Source organism: Streptomyces sp. NPDC093064 (assembly GCF_044754605.1).
Taxonomy (GTDB): Bacteria; Actinomycetota; Actinomycetes; order Streptomycetales; family Streptomycetaceae; genus Streptomyces.
This window is the reverse complement of the sequence record NZ_JBIVPK010000046.1, coordinates 45985-61573: the sequence shown is the minus strand read 5'-3', so window position 1 is coordinate 61573 and position 15589 is coordinate 45985. Positions and strand designations below refer to the sequence as shown.

Sequence of the window (15589 nt, the reverse complement as noted above, 5' to 3'; positions counted from 1 at the left end):
GATGGGCAACTCGCTACAACACCAGACGAAGGCACTCCCGCCTCGGCCAGATCAGCCCGATCACTTACGAACAGCGATCAACTACGCTGGCCACCGCCGCATAACAACCGGTGTCCACGATCAAGGGTGAAGCCCCCACTGGTAGCCCACCGGCACGGCTGCATCGTCGTCCGCCGACTGCTCGGCCTCCTCTTCCAGCGCTTCTTCCCAGGCGTCGATCCGGGAGCACACGTCCAGTGGATCGTTCGCAGCAGCTTCTTGAACGCGGTGTTCCTGCTCCAGTTGCTCCAACAGCCGCCGTTCCTCGTCCGTGGGGCCGGAGTCCGGTTCACGGAGCCATGCGGAAGCCAGGATCTGCCGCTGCCGGTGGATGTCCGCCGGGCGTCGGCCACGCGCGTGGCTGTGAGACTCGGTGCACACCGGCCAGGGTTCGTCCGCCGGCCACAGCAGCGGACCGCCCACGGAACTGTCCGCCGCGTCCGGTCGGCCCGGGCGCGGATGGAGCCGGGTGGTGGTGCCCCGGTAGGCCGACAGCTCCGGGAACAGCGCCTCGACTTCGAGCGGGCGCGACGGTGTGGTCCTCGACATGCACGCGACCTTACGACAGCCGCCAGTCGATAGGCCCAGCCCAGCTGTTCACATACGCGGCGCATCGCGGCGAGGCGGCACGGCGTCTTGGTATCGCTCCCGATCAGATGTCCTTGTCGACGAGCCCGTAATTCCTCAGGGGCTGACTGACGGGCTTTCGGGCGGAGCGTCCCTCTTGCGGGCAGCAGAAAATCGTTCGACGGGCCGGGCCAGAGTCGTCATGATCCGCACTCGTGACGACTCCGAAGCAGTTCCTGGTCCGGGCCGCCGCCCGCAACAACGCCGAGTGGTGCGCGACGATGAGCCGATCGCACGGCCTGACGGGCGAGTTCGGGGCACATGCCTGGGCCGCTCCGTCTCGCACGCCGCTGTATTACCCCGACGCGGTGACGCTGGTGCCGGGCGCCGACCGAGCCGCGCTGGTGTCCCGGATCGACACCGTCGCACCCGGCGCCTCCGTCAAGGACAGCTTCGCCGACCTCGACCTGACGGCGGCCGGCTTCCAGGTGCTGTTCGACGCGCAGTGGATCCACCGCCCGGCAAGTGCGCCCGCCCTGGCGCCGGATCTTTCCTGGGACGTGGCGGGCGATCCGGACACGCTGCGCGCCTGGGCGCTCGCCTGGGACGACAGGGACGGCAACGCGGACCTCTTCCGGCCCGAACTACTCGACGACCCAGCTACCTTCGTGCTCGCTGGACAGTCCGCCGATTGCCGTGTGGTCGCCGGAGCGGTGGCGAGTTGCAGTGACCAGGTGGTCGGAATCTCCAATGTCTTCGCGCTGGACGGCGGTCCTGACGCTGCCTGGCCGGTTGTACTGGACGCCGTGAACAGACTGTTCCCCACCCTGCCGGTGGTCGGCTACGAGCAGGGCGAGGACCTGGCGGCCGCCATCCGCCATGGCTTCGAGCCGGTCGGTCCGCTGCGGATCTGGCTGCACGGCCAGGAGCCAGACCGGCTCCAGGGCTGTCCAGCACCCTGTCCCTTGACCTGCCCCGGAAACAGCCACCTTCGGTGAGAACTCTGGACGCAGCCATCTCACCGTCCTGACACTGCCCAGCTCAGGACGCATCAGCGTCGCCATGATCCACCGGACACACGCCCAGCATCGCCGACACGACCTCACAAGCACCCCTACAGCCCCGGCGGAAATCCCACTCCTACCTGTCACACCCCAGGTCAGCAGTCCGCCTTCTGCAAGATCTAATGAGAAGGGACATCACGGGCCATGCGCACGTTGGGCAGCTTGCCTCGCCAGAGCTCACGCTCACCAGTGGTCCTGAATCCGTACCGCTCGTAGAAGCGGATCGCCCTCTCGTTGTAATCGGTCACCCACAGGCGCATGGGAGTGTCCTGCGCCCACGCCAGGAACTTGCCCATCGGCCGACCGCCGGTGCCTTGGCCTTGGGCTTCGTTCAACAGATACATCGGCCCGAGGGTGACCACCTCGTCTCGGCGCCCGCAGAGGAACCCGACGATCTCCGCCCCGGAACGAACGACACGGCAGAACAGCAGATCCGGCTGCCGCACGGTCTCCTCGATGAACTCTCGCCACTGGGCAATACCCTCCGCGGTCACAGCGGACCCGCGGTGCTCGTGGATCATCCACGCCTCATCGATCCCTGCTCCCTCGTTGAGGTAGGTCTGGAGCCAGGCCCTCAACTGCACCCGGCCCATGGCTGCAGCATCGTCGGGTTGGGGTACGTCGATCTGATGGACCATAGGGCCATCCTCCGTCCAGGCCGCACTGGCTGACCTGCACCCGATCCGATCCGCCTTCGCTGGACCAGATCCGTTGAGACCCCGAGAGAGCACGCGTCCAGAAACCACTTGCCCTGAGATCTGGATCTTCGGACCGTCTCACGTCATCTGGTCGCTGCAGGTCAGAGCCGCAGCCACGGACCAGATCATCTGCGACGGGACACCAGCTCCCTTCCAGGCTCCCAGGTCACTTCCCAGCAATGCGTCTGCCTGAGGAACAGCCTCCCTACCTCCCAGACATCAAAGGTGTTCCGGGCATTTCTGGCCCCAGTCCTCCAGGTCCTTCACAGGTCTGTCTCCCGGGGTGCTGGGGTCTGGGGTACGGCGGAGTGTGAGGCCGACTCGCCGGAGCGGCCGTGCGAATGCTGCGCTACGACCGGACGCGGGCGAGGAACGCGGCGAGGGCGCCGGCGGCTTCGGGTTCGGTGGTGGCGATCCGGGCCGCGAACGCCAGCTGGTCGACGTCGGCGCCGGGGACCAGGCGGGCGAGTTCGGCGAGCAGCGCGGCGTGCGCGAGGACCGGCGGCGGCCTCGCGGGCGGCCGGGTCGCGGTAGTGCCCGAGGTGCGTGGTCAGGGCGTGGGCGAGAAGGCGTCGACGTCGGCCTGGACGTACCCGCCCGCCCGCCGGGTGAGTTCGTCGCGTACGGCTTCGTCCCCATCGCGGGGTGATGAGGGTCAGCAATTTCCCTCAGCTTTGCTCTTCGCTCCAGTTCGTCCGGTCTCGAAGCAAGTGGGGAGTCTGGGGAGCGACGAGCGCGGAGCGTGGTCGAATACCTGAGTGCGGCTGGACGCGGATCACGGCAGGATGAGTGGATGGAGCAACCACTTGACGTGCCCGAACTCACTGCTCGTGAGGGTTTCACGCTGCGACCGTGGCGTATGTCGGACCTTGACCTCGTCCGTGAAGCGTCAGAGGACGATCACATTCCGTTGATCACGACGGTGCCGTCGCCGTTCTCCGAGGCGGAAGGCGTCGCGTTCGTCGAGCGGCAGTGGGGGCGGGCAAGCACCAGGGCTGGGTATCCGTTCGTCATTGTCAGCCCTGACGGTGAGCCGGTCGGCAACGTGGGGCTGTGGCTCAGGGACCTGGGGCAGGGCCGCGCGTCGCTTGGCTACTGGGTCGTCAAGTCGGCGCGAGGCCGGGGTGCTGCCGGGACCGCGCTTGAGGCAGTTGTCGGCTGGGCCCGGCGGGAACTGCGCATTCCCCGGTTGGAGCTCTATGTGGAGCCGTGGAACAGCCCCTCCTGGCGATCCGCGGAGCGCGTCGGTTTCCAACGCGAGGGCCTGATGAGGAGTTGGCAGCAGGTCGGGGCTGAGCGTCGGGACATGTTCATGTACTCGCTGCTGAGCGACGGACGGTGACGCGGCTGGTCCTGCCGGCCGTCGGGGTCAGCATGATCGGGTGAGGGTCAACTGGCGTCATCCGCGTAGTAGGTCCGGAAGACTGGTCGATCTTAGGGATCAGGTCGCTGGTGGTGATGTTGTCGAGCTTGAACCGGTCGGTCACGGGGTCCTCCGCAGCGGGACGACGTCGGTGCGGAACGGCATGTTCGGCCTCACGGCCTCCGGGGTGGCCAGCAGCGCGACGATGGTGACCGGCTGCTGGCAGGGCAGTTCCGGGTCGCGGTCGGCTCCAGCGGGTCGCGCGGACCTGGGCGGGCTGCTTCTGACTGGACCGGACCGGCGGCGAGGGGAGCTCAATCCGGACCGGCGGCGCGCTGGGAGCCGGGGCTGCCGGGCCGAGTCGGCGGGCCCGCTCGTCATCCAAGGCCTGGTCTCGGCGATGCTCGGCCTCCCGCCGGCAGACGATCGAGCAGTAGACGGTGCGGACGGTCTTCCCCGCCAGGAAGGGGTCCTCGCAGACAGGGCAGGTGCGGGTCTCGGTCTGAGCCGCCCGGGAGGCGGTGCGGCACTCGGCCGAGCAGTAGATCCGCTTCCGGCTCAGGTCGGTGGTGAACTCCTCGCCGCACTGGGGACAGACCCGCTTCTTGGGCCGGTGAGCGCATCCGATTTCCCGGCAGATCGGCGAGCAGTACTTGCGGCGGCTGGCCACGGACTCGACCGTGAAGCCGGCACCGCACTCGGAGCAGGTTCGCTCCAACTTCGTGCTGCTGTAATCGAGTTCAGGAGACACGGGCGTTCACTCCCTGACGAATGGTCTCGGCGCGGGATTGGTGGTGGCGGAGCCGGTAGGAGGGACCGTCGATGCCGACCACCGCCGCTCGGTGCAGAAGCCGGTCCAGCATCGCCGCTGCGACGGTCGCGTCGCCGAACGCCGAGGCCCAGTCAGCAATATCGACATTCGTACTCAAGATCGTGGACGATCAGATACCTCTGGTTGATCACCTGGAACAAGGCCGAGGCGCCGTGCTCAGGCAGCGGGAGGTAGCCAAGCTCATCGATCCGCGGCGAACAGCCATCCAGGACGGGCCGACGTCCTGTTCGCGATGCTCCGCGACGGAACCTTCTATGAGCCCCAACCCGCCGCAACACGGCGACGGCCTCCACCACGCCGTCCAGGCCGTCGCCCGCATGCACAACCTCGCCCTCACCGCATGACCAGACACGCCAACAACCCAGCTCAGGCCGCCTGATCACAGCCTTCTGCAACACGCTTTAGCGCGGCGCTCTGCTTCCATGCCGACATACGGGAGGCAGCTCCTGGCCTCCCAGCGCGGCCTACCAAGGGACAGATCTTCCGGAGACCTGACGGCCTTTCAAGGTGAGGGAGCCAGCCCACAGCTGGCGCCCATCTCCCTCATGGAGCACTTCCGGCGGGTGAGCGGCGGCTTACTTCTTTGGCTGGAAGAAGAAGTCGAGCAGCATCCGCAACACCTTGCGTGCGTCTTGTCTCCATTCGACTCGGGGCGATTCGAACGCGGAAAGGGGCGATGGATGTCAAGCCTTCCCGGAGAGCGTTTCCGACTCAGCTCGCGTCGCGGAGCATCGGGGCGGCCGGGGCCGAGGCTATGCCGAGGGCCAGCATCACGGTGGCTGTGAGTGCGGCAGGTGTGTGGTCCGGGGGCATGAGGATGACCGTCCACGGATGAGCCTGACCGTTGCCGCCCGAGTTGCCGATGAGCATCATCGTGATCACCCATGCGATGGGAGTGATGGCGGCCACCTGATGACCCGCTATCCGGCGGGCGCAGAGCGTCAGCCCGACCAGGAACGCGGTGTTGCGGCCGGCGGTGTTCGCAGTCTGGGCGTCGAGGAGCACAGTGACGGTGTGCGCCACGGCGACCGTGGTCAGGACGGTGGCCAGGACCAGTGCCTGGTCGAAGCGGGAAACGGGACGACTGCCCGACGCCTCGGCGGCGGGGAGCCTGCTGCTGAGGGAGAGCGCGAGCCCCATGCAGGCGAGGAGCGGGGCGAAGAGAACCAGGGGTCGGGCGGCGTCGCTGCCCAGGGAAGGAAGATTGACCAGCGTGTCACCGGCTGCCGCGGTCAGCGCGGCGTAAGCCGCGAGAGCGGCGGCGAGGACCGGGATCCGTCGCGTTCTCAGCCACATGCGCATCGGATCACTCTTCCGTCTTGACGACGGTCGGCATGGTCTCTGGAGCAGGTTTGCACTGCTGAAGCAACGTGACGTTGCGCGTGAACCACGCCAGTTGGTGGTCAGGAGGCAGCTTCGTTTCTCTGTCCACGACGGTCATCACTTGGGGGTCGGCGGCCAACTTCTGACCGTGCTGGCTCTGGATCTCGTCAACGCTCATGCCGGCCGTGACCATGAGCCAGGCCGCGAGCGTGCCCGCATGGCCGCTTCGGACGTCGGACGTGTCGGGACACGGCGGGATTGGTGGCAGCGCCGACGCCGCGATGCTTGCCTTCATGTCCACGTCGCCCATATCCCGGTAGAGGAACAGTCTCCACGTCTGCGTATCGATGTCGGCTGCCTCGGAGACGAACGCGAGTTCCTTCGGCGGCCCCAGGCCTGCGTCGACGAGGCGCGGCACGACCTCTTTCGCGGCATCGGTCAGCGGCTTCAGGCTGTCGGCCGCCTCTACGGGGACGCAGATCCTGGGGGAATCGCCCGTGCACACGGGCGGGTCGGTGCGGGGGTGCAGCGGCGGGTCACCATTCCAGTCGCGCACGGGCAGTATGGCTGAGACCGTGAACACGCTCAGGCAGATCACGGATGCGGCAGTTGCGGCGCCGACGCGTACGACGCGGTGGCGACGCCACCGGGCGATCTCGGCACTGACCAGGACAGCGGCCAGGATGCCCGTGGCCAGCACCATCGGTACGGCGAGTGCCACCGGGTTCGTGGTGGTGGTGAGGTCCCCGTAGGGGGCGTCGAGCCATCCGGTGAGTTCCCGCAGCCACATCGGGTCGACGATCGTGACGGGCATCACGAGGCACAGGTAGTCGACGACGAGAATCAGTGGTGTGGCCAGAACGCGCGGCAGCAGCATGCCGAGCCCGTAGCCGAGGACGGTGTGGACGGTGATGAGGTACCCGGCCATGGCCAGCACGCCCAGGTGCGGCCAGTCATGTGCCGCGCCGGTCGCCAGGCGCACGGTCAGCAGGCACACCACGACCGCCGCCACTCCGAGGAGTGCCACGGGCCACAGTGCGCTGATCGCAATCGCGTATCTGCCTCGCACGGGCGCCAGCCGATGGACCTCTGCCCTCCTCAGCCGCCCGGCCTCCCAAGCCGCGAAGGCGGCGCAGGCGGGGGCGTAGAAAGGGAGGGTGTGCCCGACCAGAGCAGTGTTGCCGGCCCAGTAGGCCGGTGCGTTCGCGGCCTCATGACTGCTGACGAGCCACACCCACGCGAAGACCAGAGGAGCGACCCAGGCGACGCTGGTGGTCCGCAGTGCTGTTGCTATGCGCATGCGGCCCCCTCCTCCTGGACAGTGACGTAGTAGGCGGCTTCCGCGAGGCGGCCCGGCGCGGTGCCGTGCGGGGCCAGGGCATGGAACTCGCGTACCGCACCGGCGAAGCGGACGGTGCCGCCGTTGAGCACGACGACGTGGTCGTAGGTGTCCTCCAGATCGGCGACATCGTGAGTGGAGAGCAGTACATGCTGGTCGAGTCCGCCGAGGATCTCGTGGAAGACGCGTCGCTGGCGCGGGTCCATGCCGGCGGTCGGCTCGTCGAGCAGAAGGACTTCGGCCTCGTGCACCAGTGACTGCGCGACGCCGACCCGGCGCTGCTGCCCGCCGGACATCCGGCGGACCTTCCGGTCGGCGAAGTCGGCGAGTTCGACTCGCTGGAGAGCGCCGAGAGAGGCGTCCCAGGCGTCTCGGCGATTCATGCCTTTCAGCCAGCCGACATAGGCCACCTGTTCGCGGGCGGTCAGCCGGGGAACCGACTCGATGTGCTGGGGCAGCCAGGCAATGCGCCGGCGGTATTCGGCAAGGTCGCCGCGCCGGTCACTCCTCCGCCTGCCGTACGCGACGGTGCCGGACTGCGGGCGCAGCACTGAAGCAGCCAGGGACAGGACCGTCGACTTGCCGGCGCCGTTGGGGCCGAGGAACACGGTCCGGCCGGGCGGGAAGGCGAAGGTGAAGTCCTGGATGACCGGACTGCGGCGGCGATAGCCGAACGCGGCCGAGTGGAAGCCGATGGGCATGGTGCGTGCTCTCTGATGGGGGGTAGCCCGCACCGGCTCGGTGCGGGCCCTGACATACCTCAAATCACCACATGTGGACGCGTGTCACGTTCAGCGTCGGTCCGCTGCCGCTAGTCGTGCTTGAGTTCACCGCCTTGATCTGGAACATGAGGTCATTGCCCTTGCGCCCGGTCCACTCTCCGTGGGACTGGCCTCCGCTGAAGCAGGCGGTGAAGGTCTTTGTCTCCCAATACTCGTTCGGGGAGGTGTAGTTGTAGTTGATCAGCTGAACCTTGGTCGACTCGGTGACATAACCGTGGTCCGAGGTTTTGCAGTCGAAGAAGTCGATGATCGTCGGGGCTGTCGCGATGTCGGTCTTGCTGGACTGGAAGCCGGGCCGCACGCCCTTGAGGTAGCTGTCGATGGCCTGTACCGAGACTCCCCCCTCCCCCACGGCAAACGCGGCGGGTGCGACGACGAGCGGCAGCACGGCGGCACAGGCCACAACCGCCGCGGTCTTGCATATGCTGCGAGAAGAACGCATGGATCACTCCTAGGTGTGATGGCGTTTGCGAGGCCGATCGGCCTCGCCGCCCCTTCCGGGAGTACGGCCCGGAGGGGGCGCCCAAGCCTCCCCCGTGGTCCAGACCACACGGAAGCGCTTTCTGGCGAACTTGATACACTTGTAATCAACTTGCGCTCAAACATGGGTAGTTGCTTCACAGGAACTTGTTGATCAGCGCCGAGTGTGAAGCTGTCAGTAGCGGGCCTGGTGGACGCGTCGGCGCTCCTGTCCGAGATGGAATGCCCCGTAGGCGTCGATGTTGCCGTGGCTGTACAGGGCACGGAGTTTGAGGACGGCTCAGGCCCCTGAGAGGCCCATCAGGCGCCGGTGATGGCGAGGCGGCCGCCATGAGGTGGCGGCAGATGCCATCCTCCATGCCGCTGACGATCGGCCAGCCCCACGTCGAGCGCGGTGTAGTGAACGAGGAACTCGTCACCGAGCTCGTCCCGCTGCTTGAAGCCGTTCCGCCGGTGCGGGGCAAGCGTGGCCGACCCCGGCGACGTCCGGACGTGGTGCTGGGCGACCGTGGCTACGACCACGACAAGTACCGTCGTCTGGTCCGGAACCTCGGTGTGAAGCCGCTGATCGCCCGCCGGGGCACCGACCACGGCTCCGGGCTTGGAACCTAACGCTGGGTCGTGGAGCGCGCGTTCGCCCACATGCACTGGTTCCGCCGCCTGCGGATCCGCTGGGAGATACGCGACGACATCCACGAAGCCTTCCTCACCCTCGGATGCGCACTCATCTGCTGGCGACGCCTGAACTCAGCTGTCGCCCGCTAGTTGCAGAGTGCGGGTGACACCCGCGATGACGGCGGTCGTCAGCACCCAGCCGAAGGCGATCAGCAGGTAAGCCAGCCACTGGAGGCTGACGTTCGACCAGTACCAGGCCGCGCGCTGCCCCAGGCCACCAATGGGGATCAAGAGGTCGAGTGTGTGGACGAGGGGCTGGAAGGGGGCGCCTTGCCCTCGTTGGACCGGGTTGGGTGAGTGAGCGCCGAAGGACAGCGTGCCCAGCAAAGTCAGCGCGAGGAGCCGAACGCCGGCAAGCCAGGGGCGGTAGCCGTAGCCGACGGTGACGTCGAGCAGGTGCCCCCCACGCCCGCGCCGCCGGATGCAGCGTGCTGCGGCGGTGACGCTGCTTGGCCAAGAGCACCCGGCGGGCATCGTCGTCGTGGCCGGCCTTCCGGTACCAGCTCGTCAACTGCTCATAGGGCTGTGGGTTGTAGCCGGGGCTGCGTCGTATCCACTCCACTCGGTATGCCACAGAGTGTCGACGCCCCATCGCCTCCCGTCGTTCGCCCACCTCGACCGCCTTGATGGAGCCGTAGACGAAGCCGTCCGGCTCCACCACGTCCGGTCAGCTGTGCTCGTTGTCGTGGAGGTACGACTCCTGCGCGCCCCGCACGTCCACGGTGCTGGACGGCGGTCGGGCGAGGGTGAAGTCGAAGTCGGCCACCTGCATCAAGAGGCCGGCCAGGACCGTGCCGTCACCGCCGGGTGCTGCGTTCAGGACGGCTCCTTCGAAGGTCAGGTTGTTCGAGACCCGGACACCCCGCAGCCTCACAGTCCCATCCGCGGTGAAGGGGGGCGCGAAAGGTCCTACCGGCGGCCGGCAAGGACGAATCAGCCGTTGGCGAGCGCCTTCACCCGGTCCAGCGCCCCGTTGAACCTGTCGTGGTCGCCGACGGTCGGGCCGGACGAGGTGTACTGCCACATGGTGTAGTAACCCCAGCCGGCCGGCAGCGTGCCGGCGGTCGAGGCGTAGCGGGCGATCCACAGGGGATTCTTGCTGGCGAAGCCGCCGTAGTTGCCGGTGCACTGGGTCCACCAGCTGGTGGCCGTGTAGATCACGGCTTCCCGGCCCGTGCGGGCCTTGTAGGTCTTGAGGAAGTCGGCGATCCAGCTGACCATCGAGCTCGCCGACTTGCCGTAGCAGGTGGCGCCGTAGGGGTTCCACTCGATGTCGAGGACGCCCGGCAGGGTCTTGCTGTTGCGGGACCAGCTGCCGCCGTGGTCGACGAAGTAATTGGCCTGCGTGGCACCGCTGCTGGTGTCCGGGGTGGCGAAGTGGTACGCGCCGCGGATCATGCCGACGTTGTACGAGCCGTTGTACTGCTGCTTGAAGGAGGAGTTCGTGTAGTACGTCCCCTCGGTGGCCTTCGTGTACGCCCACTTCACGCCGCTGTTCCACAGCGTCGACCAGGCGACGTTGCCCTCGTAGGAGCTGACGTCGACGCCTTCGGTCTTGGTGGCCTTCCTGGTGGCGGGCGTGCCGCTGCGGCCGTCGTGCGCCAGGACACCCATGCCCATGTAGGCGGAGCCACGGGCGGGGGTGGTGTCGGCCGAGGAGGGTGCGGTGCAGAGGACCGAGAACGCTGCGAGCAGGGCTCCCGTGACGGTCAGCCGACCTACGCGGGCCGTTCCGGATCTGTGCACGGGCATGACGTGCCTCCGATAATTGGGTGGTGCTCGGTGGGGGGAAATGCGCGCATGCCCCACGGTCGCACGGAGGGAGAGCGGATCAAGGTCGACCCGCCGGGAGCGTGATGACGTGAACATGTGTCATCCCCGTGCAGTGGAAGGAGACGATGCCGCCACTCCACAGCAGCGACGCCTGACGACGTCGTGCGAATGCGGCACGGCCCATCTTTCGCACGCGTCCCTGGCTTCGTTCACTTCAAGCAGCAGCGTTTCTCGAATGACGCCACTGCCTGAACTTGGTGACGGACAGGCTGTTCTCCGGCCACGAGCCCTCGACGAGGGGGGCCAGGCACGACGAGACCCGTGCTGTACGTCGTTCTCCTGGGCGTCCGCGAGCGTGGTGTGACGATGCATTGCATGGGGTGAGACCGGGATCTTCCCCGCATCTCCGGGGCTGTCGTGATCGTTGCGACACGTTGCAGATGAGATCGGAGGAGACCCTTGCGGGCCTTTCCTGTGAGGCTGCCGTCCGGCGTTCGGTACTGGACGGTGGTGGACGAGGACTTCGTGGTGGTGCCGGAGGCGGACGTGTTCTTGCGGCACATGCGGTTCGGCCGAGACCAGGCGGAGCTGACGACGCGTACGTACGCCGGGCATGTCGCCCTGTACCTGTGCTGGTGCGAGCGGACCGGCCGCGATTGGCGGGTGACGGCGGAGGACCTTGGGCTGTTCCTGGTCTGGTTGAAGTTCGGCTCAAAGGAGGCGACCGGCGTCGACCAGCCGTCGGGGTGGGGGTTGGTGCTGCCGGGACCGGGTGCGGAGGCCGTCCGGCAGCCGGCCCGGATCGAGAACGTCCTGACTGGGGTGCGGCAGTTCCTGCTGCACGGCATCAGCGTGAAGGCCGTGCCCGCGCGCGCGATGTCCCAGCTCTACGAGGTGGCCGGGGACTGGGAGTTGCCGCCCGAGGCCCGCGGCGTGGAGGCGACGGGGTACCGGATGCGGCCGCGTCACCGGGTGAAGGTCCCGCGCAGGAAGGGCGAGCGGGCTTCGGACCGGGAGATCGTGGAGCTGTTCCTGGCGGCGCGCAACGCCCGCGACCGGTTCATCGTGCCTCCGCGTGATCACCGCGGTTGACGCCGTCCTGGACCGCTACCGAGACCACCTTCCCGTCTCCCTGCGCCAGCTCTACTACGTGCTCCTCAGCGACGGCGTGCTCGCCAAGACCGAGCGCGACTACAAGCGAATGTGCGAGTACGTCGGCATGGCCCGCCGCTCGGGCCGCATTCCCTGGGACGCGATCCGCGACGACACCCAGATCGCCGTGGAGGCGCCGCCCTCGTTCGCCGGGCCCGCCGCCCGAGTCCTCACGGACAAACGCGGATGATCGTCTTCCCCTGGCGTCGCTCGGTCGGGTTGAGGGCGGCGACGGCATCGTCGAGGGTCGCGACGTAGCCGATGTTCGTGCGCAATCGTCCGTCCCGCACCCGCTGGACGATCTCACCCAGTTGGGCACGATCGGACTCGACAACGAAGTCGATCGCCAGGCCGTGGGCGGGCCGCGCCTCAGGCGCCCCAACGACGGTTACCAGTGTTCCTCCAGCCCGGATCAGGCCTGCGGATCGCTTCTGGATGTCGCCGCCGATGACGTCGAAGACCAGGTCGACTTTGCCGACGTCTTTCAGGGTGTCGTCGTCGAGGTCGACGAACTCCATTGCGCCGAAGCCGAGTGCCTTCTGACGGTCAGCGGCACGTCCGGTGCCGATGACGTAGGCGCCGGCCTCTCGTGCGAGTTGCGTCACCATCGTCCCGACTGCGCCGGCCGCGCCGTGCGCGAGGACGCTCTGCCCCGCCTGGAGGTGGCCGTGCTGGAAGAGTCCCTGCCACGCGGTGAGGCCTGAGATCGGAAGGCTGGCGCCCACGGTGAAGTCGACGTCGCCCGGCAGTGGCGCGAGGTTGCGTGCCTCGACGGCCGCGTACTCGGCGAGGGTGCCGTCGCGATGCCAGTCGGTGAGGCCGAACACGCGCTGTCCCACCGAGAGACCCGTCGTGCCGTAGCCGAGGGCGGTGACCACTCCGGCCAGCTCATGTCCTGGGATCGACGGTGTTCGGTCGCGGTCAAGGCGATCGGTCCAGGTCGAGGGCCACGCCATCTCGGTCGGGACGAATCCCGACGCATGAATCTGAACGACGACATCGTTTATGGCCGGCTCCGGCTCGGGCCGCTCCGTCAGCGTCATCCCGGCCGTTCCTGCGGCCTGGTCCGTCACCGCGATCGCTTTCATTTGGACACCTCTCTGTATCAGTCCTCGCCCGCACGGCGCCTACGGTTCATGAGTGTTAGTGGTGTCAGACCTCGGCGTCTTACCCCGCTGATCGGCACAGGTGTGGAGCGAGGACATCGTTGTCAAGCGCCGCTTCGAACCGGCTCACCGCTGCCCCGGCACAGGTCCACCACTGCCGCATCTGCTCCGCCCATCGCGGAAGAGTCGGTGATCGCGTTGTTCGTGTCGGTTGGAGGGGGCAACTGTCATCCGGTTCCGGTCGATGCTGGTCCAGTCGCGTGTGCACACTGGCATGGTCACTGCTCCTCGGCTTGATCGCACGGCGTGCTCCTGCCGCTTCGGAAGCCGCCGGTCCGCCATGCTGAGGGCCGAGCCGGTGGTATTCGGGCCAGTGGCCTCCGGCTCAACCGTCTCTCGCCTGGTCAGCACGCTTGCCATGAGTGGGAAGCGCGCGCTGACCGCGATCCGCCAGGCCCGAGCCCACGTCCGTGAACATGTCTGGGCCCTGGCCGGGAGAGTCATGATGTATGGCGCGTCGGGTGGAGGGATGAGCTTCGTGGAGATCGGCCATGCGGGAATCGCGGAAATTGAATACTCGTATTTCAGCATCGGCGAGATGCAGGACCCCGGTTTCGAGCCGGTAGAGACGCAGGGGGATTTCTCCACCCCCGAGCCCGTCATTGTGGTACCGGGCCAGATCATCGTGGTCTCGCGCGTTCAGACGCACCGGGCACCCGTCGTGCTGGCGGTCGCAGCAGAAGGCGAGGAGCCGGTGCCAGGCGATGGCTGGCAGATGGTGGCTACCAAGTCCTATGCACCCGTTTATGCCAGGGCCCCGGCGTTTGCCTCGGATGTCCCGGTTGATCATGTGATGCCGTAGAGGGCATGGACGCGGTGCCGTTCGGTGTGGGCTCGGCGTCCGGCGGCGGTGTTGACGTACCCGGCGAGCTTGAGCGTGCTGCGGATCAGGTCGCGGACGGCGGCGAGCACGGCGGGCGTATTGCGAGTCCTGACCTGGGACTTGTCCTCGCCGAAGACGACATCACGCACCCAGTGCACGGTGTTCTCCACGGTCCAGTGCCCGCGAGCCCAGGCGGCGATCTCGGCCGCGTCGGCCTGCTCGGCGGGCAGGTCGGTGATGGCGTAGACGGTCTCGCTGGACCACTTCTTCGCCCCGTACAGGCGGCGTCTGCGCTGGATGCGCAGGACCTGACGGGCGTGCGGGAAGAGCAGGCCGTCCACGGTGACGACCTGCACGCGACGCTGTTCGTTGCGGCCGTGGCCACGGGTGTCGTCACGGTGGATCACGGGGACCTCTTTCCAGGGCAGCCGGTGGAGTTGGCGGGCCTGACCGCGCTGGTTGTTCTTGATCGTGAGGAGGTAGTGGGCGCCGCGTTCGTGCAGGTAGGCGGCGTGGGCGTGCTGAGCGTGGAGGGCATCGGCGGTGATGACCGCCCCGGCAAGGTCGGCGTTGTCGATCTGGTCGAGCAGGGGCTGGAACTCGGGGATTTCGTTCGTCTTCGCGCCGATCTCACGCGAGGCGAGGGTGATGCCGTCGCTGTGGCGGACCGCGGAGAGCACGAAGACCCGGCTGCCGTCAGGGCGCCTGGCGCCACGCAGGCACTTGCCGTCCACCGCGATCGCCTGGCGCCTTCGGCGCGGCGGATCTGCCCGGGCGGCAGCCCGGTGAGCCCGGCGCTGTTCGCGCTCTGGGCCGCCGTCGGGCATCACCGGTGTGGGAGTTGCGGACTTGTCGGGGAGCAAGGATGTCAGGTAGGCGTACCCGGCCGCGCTGAGCTCGGCTGGATCGAGGCGGCCCAACACGCTGCGCAAGGTCTTCTCGCTCGGCACCCGGTAGCGGCCCAGGAGTGGGTGGTAGGGCAGGCCGAAGGCGGCCAGTTCCTCGGGGGTTGCGCGCCGGCACCACTCCGCTGCCGCGGTGAGCGAGTCGTGGCCCGCGGGAGTCATCGCGCAGACCACCAGGGCCAACAGGGAGGAAAGCCGGTAGCGCACCCCGCTGGTTCCGCGCGGATCAGTGAGCGATTCGAACCCGGCGACCAGGCTGCGGACTTGATCCCGCGCGGCACCCTCACGCAGGGCTTCCAGACGGGGTGCGGGACACACGGGAGCAGTGATGGGGGATGATGGCGGGACGAACACGGCACCTTCGTGGATCTTGAAGCGTAGAGAACTCCATGATCCACAGGAGCCGTGTTCGCCTGCTTCTGGGGTTCGCTGCCAACATCAACCGACCCAAGTTCGGACGAGTCAGGCAAACGCCGGGGCCCTGGTTTATGCAGGTCGGATGTTCGCGTGCGACACCATGAACGGCCCCGCCTCACCTGCGCCCGAACCGGTTGAGGTGTTCGGTCAGCGCATCAAGCCGGGTGAGCCGGCCATTGATCTGGACTCAT

The 15589-nt window shown here is 67.6% G+C and carries 18 protein-coding genes and 2 pseudogenes; 7 read left to right on the top strand and 13 right to left on the bottom strand.

The features are described from left to right. Positions 1–120: 120 nt before the first annotated feature. Entirely contained in the window at positions 121–588 is a 468-nt protein-coding gene (locus tag ACIQFZ_RS34790; protein ID WP_402693084.1) for a hypothetical protein, read from the bottom strand. A 233-nt stretch (positions 589–821) separates the two neighbouring features. On the opposite strand from ACIQFZ_RS34790, the gene ACIQFZ_RS34785 reads away from it, so the two are divergent. Continuing rightward, positions 822–1604, top strand: coding sequence for a hypothetical protein (locus tag ACIQFZ_RS34785; RefSeq protein WP_402693083.1), 783 nt, complete (start codon positions 822–824; stop codon positions 1602–1604). A 185-nt stretch (positions 1605–1789) separates the two neighbouring features. On the opposite strand, the gene ACIQFZ_RS34780 is transcribed toward ACIQFZ_RS34785, so the two are convergent. Then, positions 1790–2308, bottom strand: a complete 519-nt coding sequence (locus tag ACIQFZ_RS34780) for a GNAT family N-acetyltransferase (protein ID WP_402693082.1) — start codon at positions 2306–2308, stop codon at positions 1790–1792. 370 nt (positions 2309–2678) lie between these two features. On the opposite strand from ACIQFZ_RS34780, the gene ACIQFZ_RS34775 reads away from it, so the two are divergent. Beyond that, positions 2679–3017 carry a hypothetical protein gene (locus ACIQFZ_RS34775; RefSeq protein WP_402693081.1) on the top strand — a complete coding sequence of 113 codons (339 nt, stop codon included), beginning with the start codon at positions 2679–2681 and terminating at the stop codon, positions 3015–3017. Positions 3018–3179: 162 nt separating this feature from the next. Beyond that, complete coding sequence (locus ACIQFZ_RS34770) at positions 3180–3710, top strand: GNAT family N-acetyltransferase (RefSeq protein WP_376654750.1); 531 nt, start codon at positions 3180–3182, stop codon at positions 3708–3710. Here ACIQFZ_RS34770 and ACIQFZ_RS34765 read toward each other — a convergent pair. From ACIQFZ_RS34765 to ACIQFZ_RS34740, 6 genes are all read right to left on the bottom strand, one after another. Beyond that, on the bottom strand, positions 3679–4482 hold the full coding sequence (locus ACIQFZ_RS34765) for a hypothetical protein (RefSeq protein ID WP_402693080.1): 804 nt from the start codon (positions 4480–4482) through the stop codon (positions 3679–3681). The two genes, ACIQFZ_RS34770 and ACIQFZ_RS34765, sit on opposite strands and share 32 nt — an antisense overlap. After that, entirely contained in the window at positions 4472–4660 is a 189-nt protein-coding gene (locus ACIQFZ_RS34760) for an ATP-binding protein (RefSeq protein WP_402693079.1), read from the bottom strand. The genes ACIQFZ_RS34765 and ACIQFZ_RS34760 overlap by 11 nt, the downstream gene beginning before the upstream one ends. 614 nt (positions 4661–5274) lie before the next feature. Continuing rightward, complete coding sequence (locus tag ACIQFZ_RS34755; RefSeq protein WP_376654276.1) at positions 5275–5865, bottom strand: hypothetical protein; 591 nt, start codon at positions 5863–5865, stop codon at positions 5275–5277. A gap of 4 nt (positions 5866–5869) precedes the next feature. Then, on the bottom strand, positions 5870–7186 hold the full coding sequence (locus tag ACIQFZ_RS34750) for a hypothetical protein (protein WP_402693078.1): 1317 nt from the start codon (positions 7184–7186) through the stop codon (positions 5870–5872). Continuing rightward, positions 7177–7926, bottom strand: a complete 750-nt coding sequence (locus ACIQFZ_RS34745) for an ATP-binding cassette domain-containing protein (RefSeq protein WP_365434449.1) — start codon at positions 7924–7926, stop codon at positions 7177–7179. Before ACIQFZ_RS34745 ends, ACIQFZ_RS34750 begins: the two co-directional genes overlap by 10 nt. Positions 7927–7990: 64 nt before the next feature. Beyond that, positions 7991–8449, bottom strand: coding sequence for a hypothetical protein (locus ACIQFZ_RS34740; protein WP_365434452.1), 459 nt, complete (start codon positions 8447–8449; stop codon positions 7991–7993). Between the two features lie 440 nt (positions 8450–8889). Between ACIQFZ_RS34740 and ACIQFZ_RS34735 the strand changes: the two are divergent. Beyond that, positions 8890–9252 (top strand): annotated as a pseudogene (locus ACIQFZ_RS34735) (transposase); the annotation flags it as partial. On the opposite strand, the gene ACIQFZ_RS34730 reads toward ACIQFZ_RS34735, so the two are convergent. The 3 genes from ACIQFZ_RS34730 to ACIQFZ_RS34720 all read right to left on the bottom strand — a co-directional run bounded on the left by ACIQFZ_RS34730 (position 9235) and on the right by ACIQFZ_RS34720 (position 10914). Then, on the bottom strand, positions 9235–9393 hold the full coding sequence (locus ACIQFZ_RS34730; RefSeq protein WP_402693077.1) for a hypothetical protein: 159 nt from the start codon (positions 9391–9393) through the stop codon (positions 9235–9237). The pseudogene ACIQFZ_RS34735 and the gene ACIQFZ_RS34730 sit on opposite strands and share 18 nt — an antisense overlap. A gap of 436 nt (positions 9394–9829) precedes the next feature. Further along, on the bottom strand, positions 9830–10036 hold the full coding sequence (locus ACIQFZ_RS34725) for a hypothetical protein (protein ID WP_402693076.1): 207 nt from the start codon (positions 10034–10036) through the stop codon (positions 9830–9832). A gap of 59 nt (positions 10037–10095) precedes the next feature. Beyond that, entirely contained in the window at positions 10096–10914 is an 819-nt protein-coding gene (locus ACIQFZ_RS34720) for a lysozyme (RefSeq protein ID WP_402693075.1), read from the bottom strand. 480 nt (positions 10915–11394) lie between these two features. Between ACIQFZ_RS34720 and ACIQFZ_RS34715 the strand changes: the two genes are divergently transcribed. Beyond that, on the top strand, positions 11395–12027 hold the full coding sequence (locus ACIQFZ_RS34715; RefSeq protein WP_402693074.1) for a hypothetical protein: 633 nt from the start codon (positions 11395–11397) through the stop codon (positions 12025–12027). Then, positions 12011–12277: a hypothetical protein gene (locus tag ACIQFZ_RS34710; protein ID WP_376654272.1), complete on the top strand. Its 267-nt coding sequence runs from the start codon at positions 12011–12013 to the stop codon at positions 12275–12277. The genes ACIQFZ_RS34715 and ACIQFZ_RS34710 overlap by 17 nt, the downstream gene beginning before the upstream one ends. On the opposite strand, the gene ACIQFZ_RS34705 is transcribed toward ACIQFZ_RS34710, so the two are convergent. After that, positions 12258–13175, bottom strand: a complete 918-nt coding sequence (locus ACIQFZ_RS34705; RefSeq protein ID WP_376654271.1) for an NADP-dependent oxidoreductase — start codon at positions 13173–13175, stop codon at positions 12258–12260. The two genes, ACIQFZ_RS34710 and ACIQFZ_RS34705, sit on opposite strands and share 20 nt — an antisense overlap. A gap of 355 nt (positions 13176–13530) precedes the next feature. Between ACIQFZ_RS34705 and ACIQFZ_RS34700 the strand changes: the two are divergent. After that, a pseudogene (locus ACIQFZ_RS34700) lies at positions 13531–13689 on the top strand (IS1380 family transposase); the annotation flags it as partial. Between the two features lie 350 nt (positions 13690–14039). Here ACIQFZ_RS34700 and ACIQFZ_RS34695 read toward each other — a convergent pair. Beyond that, positions 14040–15335 carry an ISAs1 family transposase gene (locus tag ACIQFZ_RS34695; protein ID WP_402693073.1) on the bottom strand — a complete coding sequence of 432 codons (1296 nt, stop codon included), beginning with the start codon at positions 15333–15335 and terminating at the stop codon, positions 14040–14042. Positions 15336–15589 lie beyond the last annotated feature (254 nt).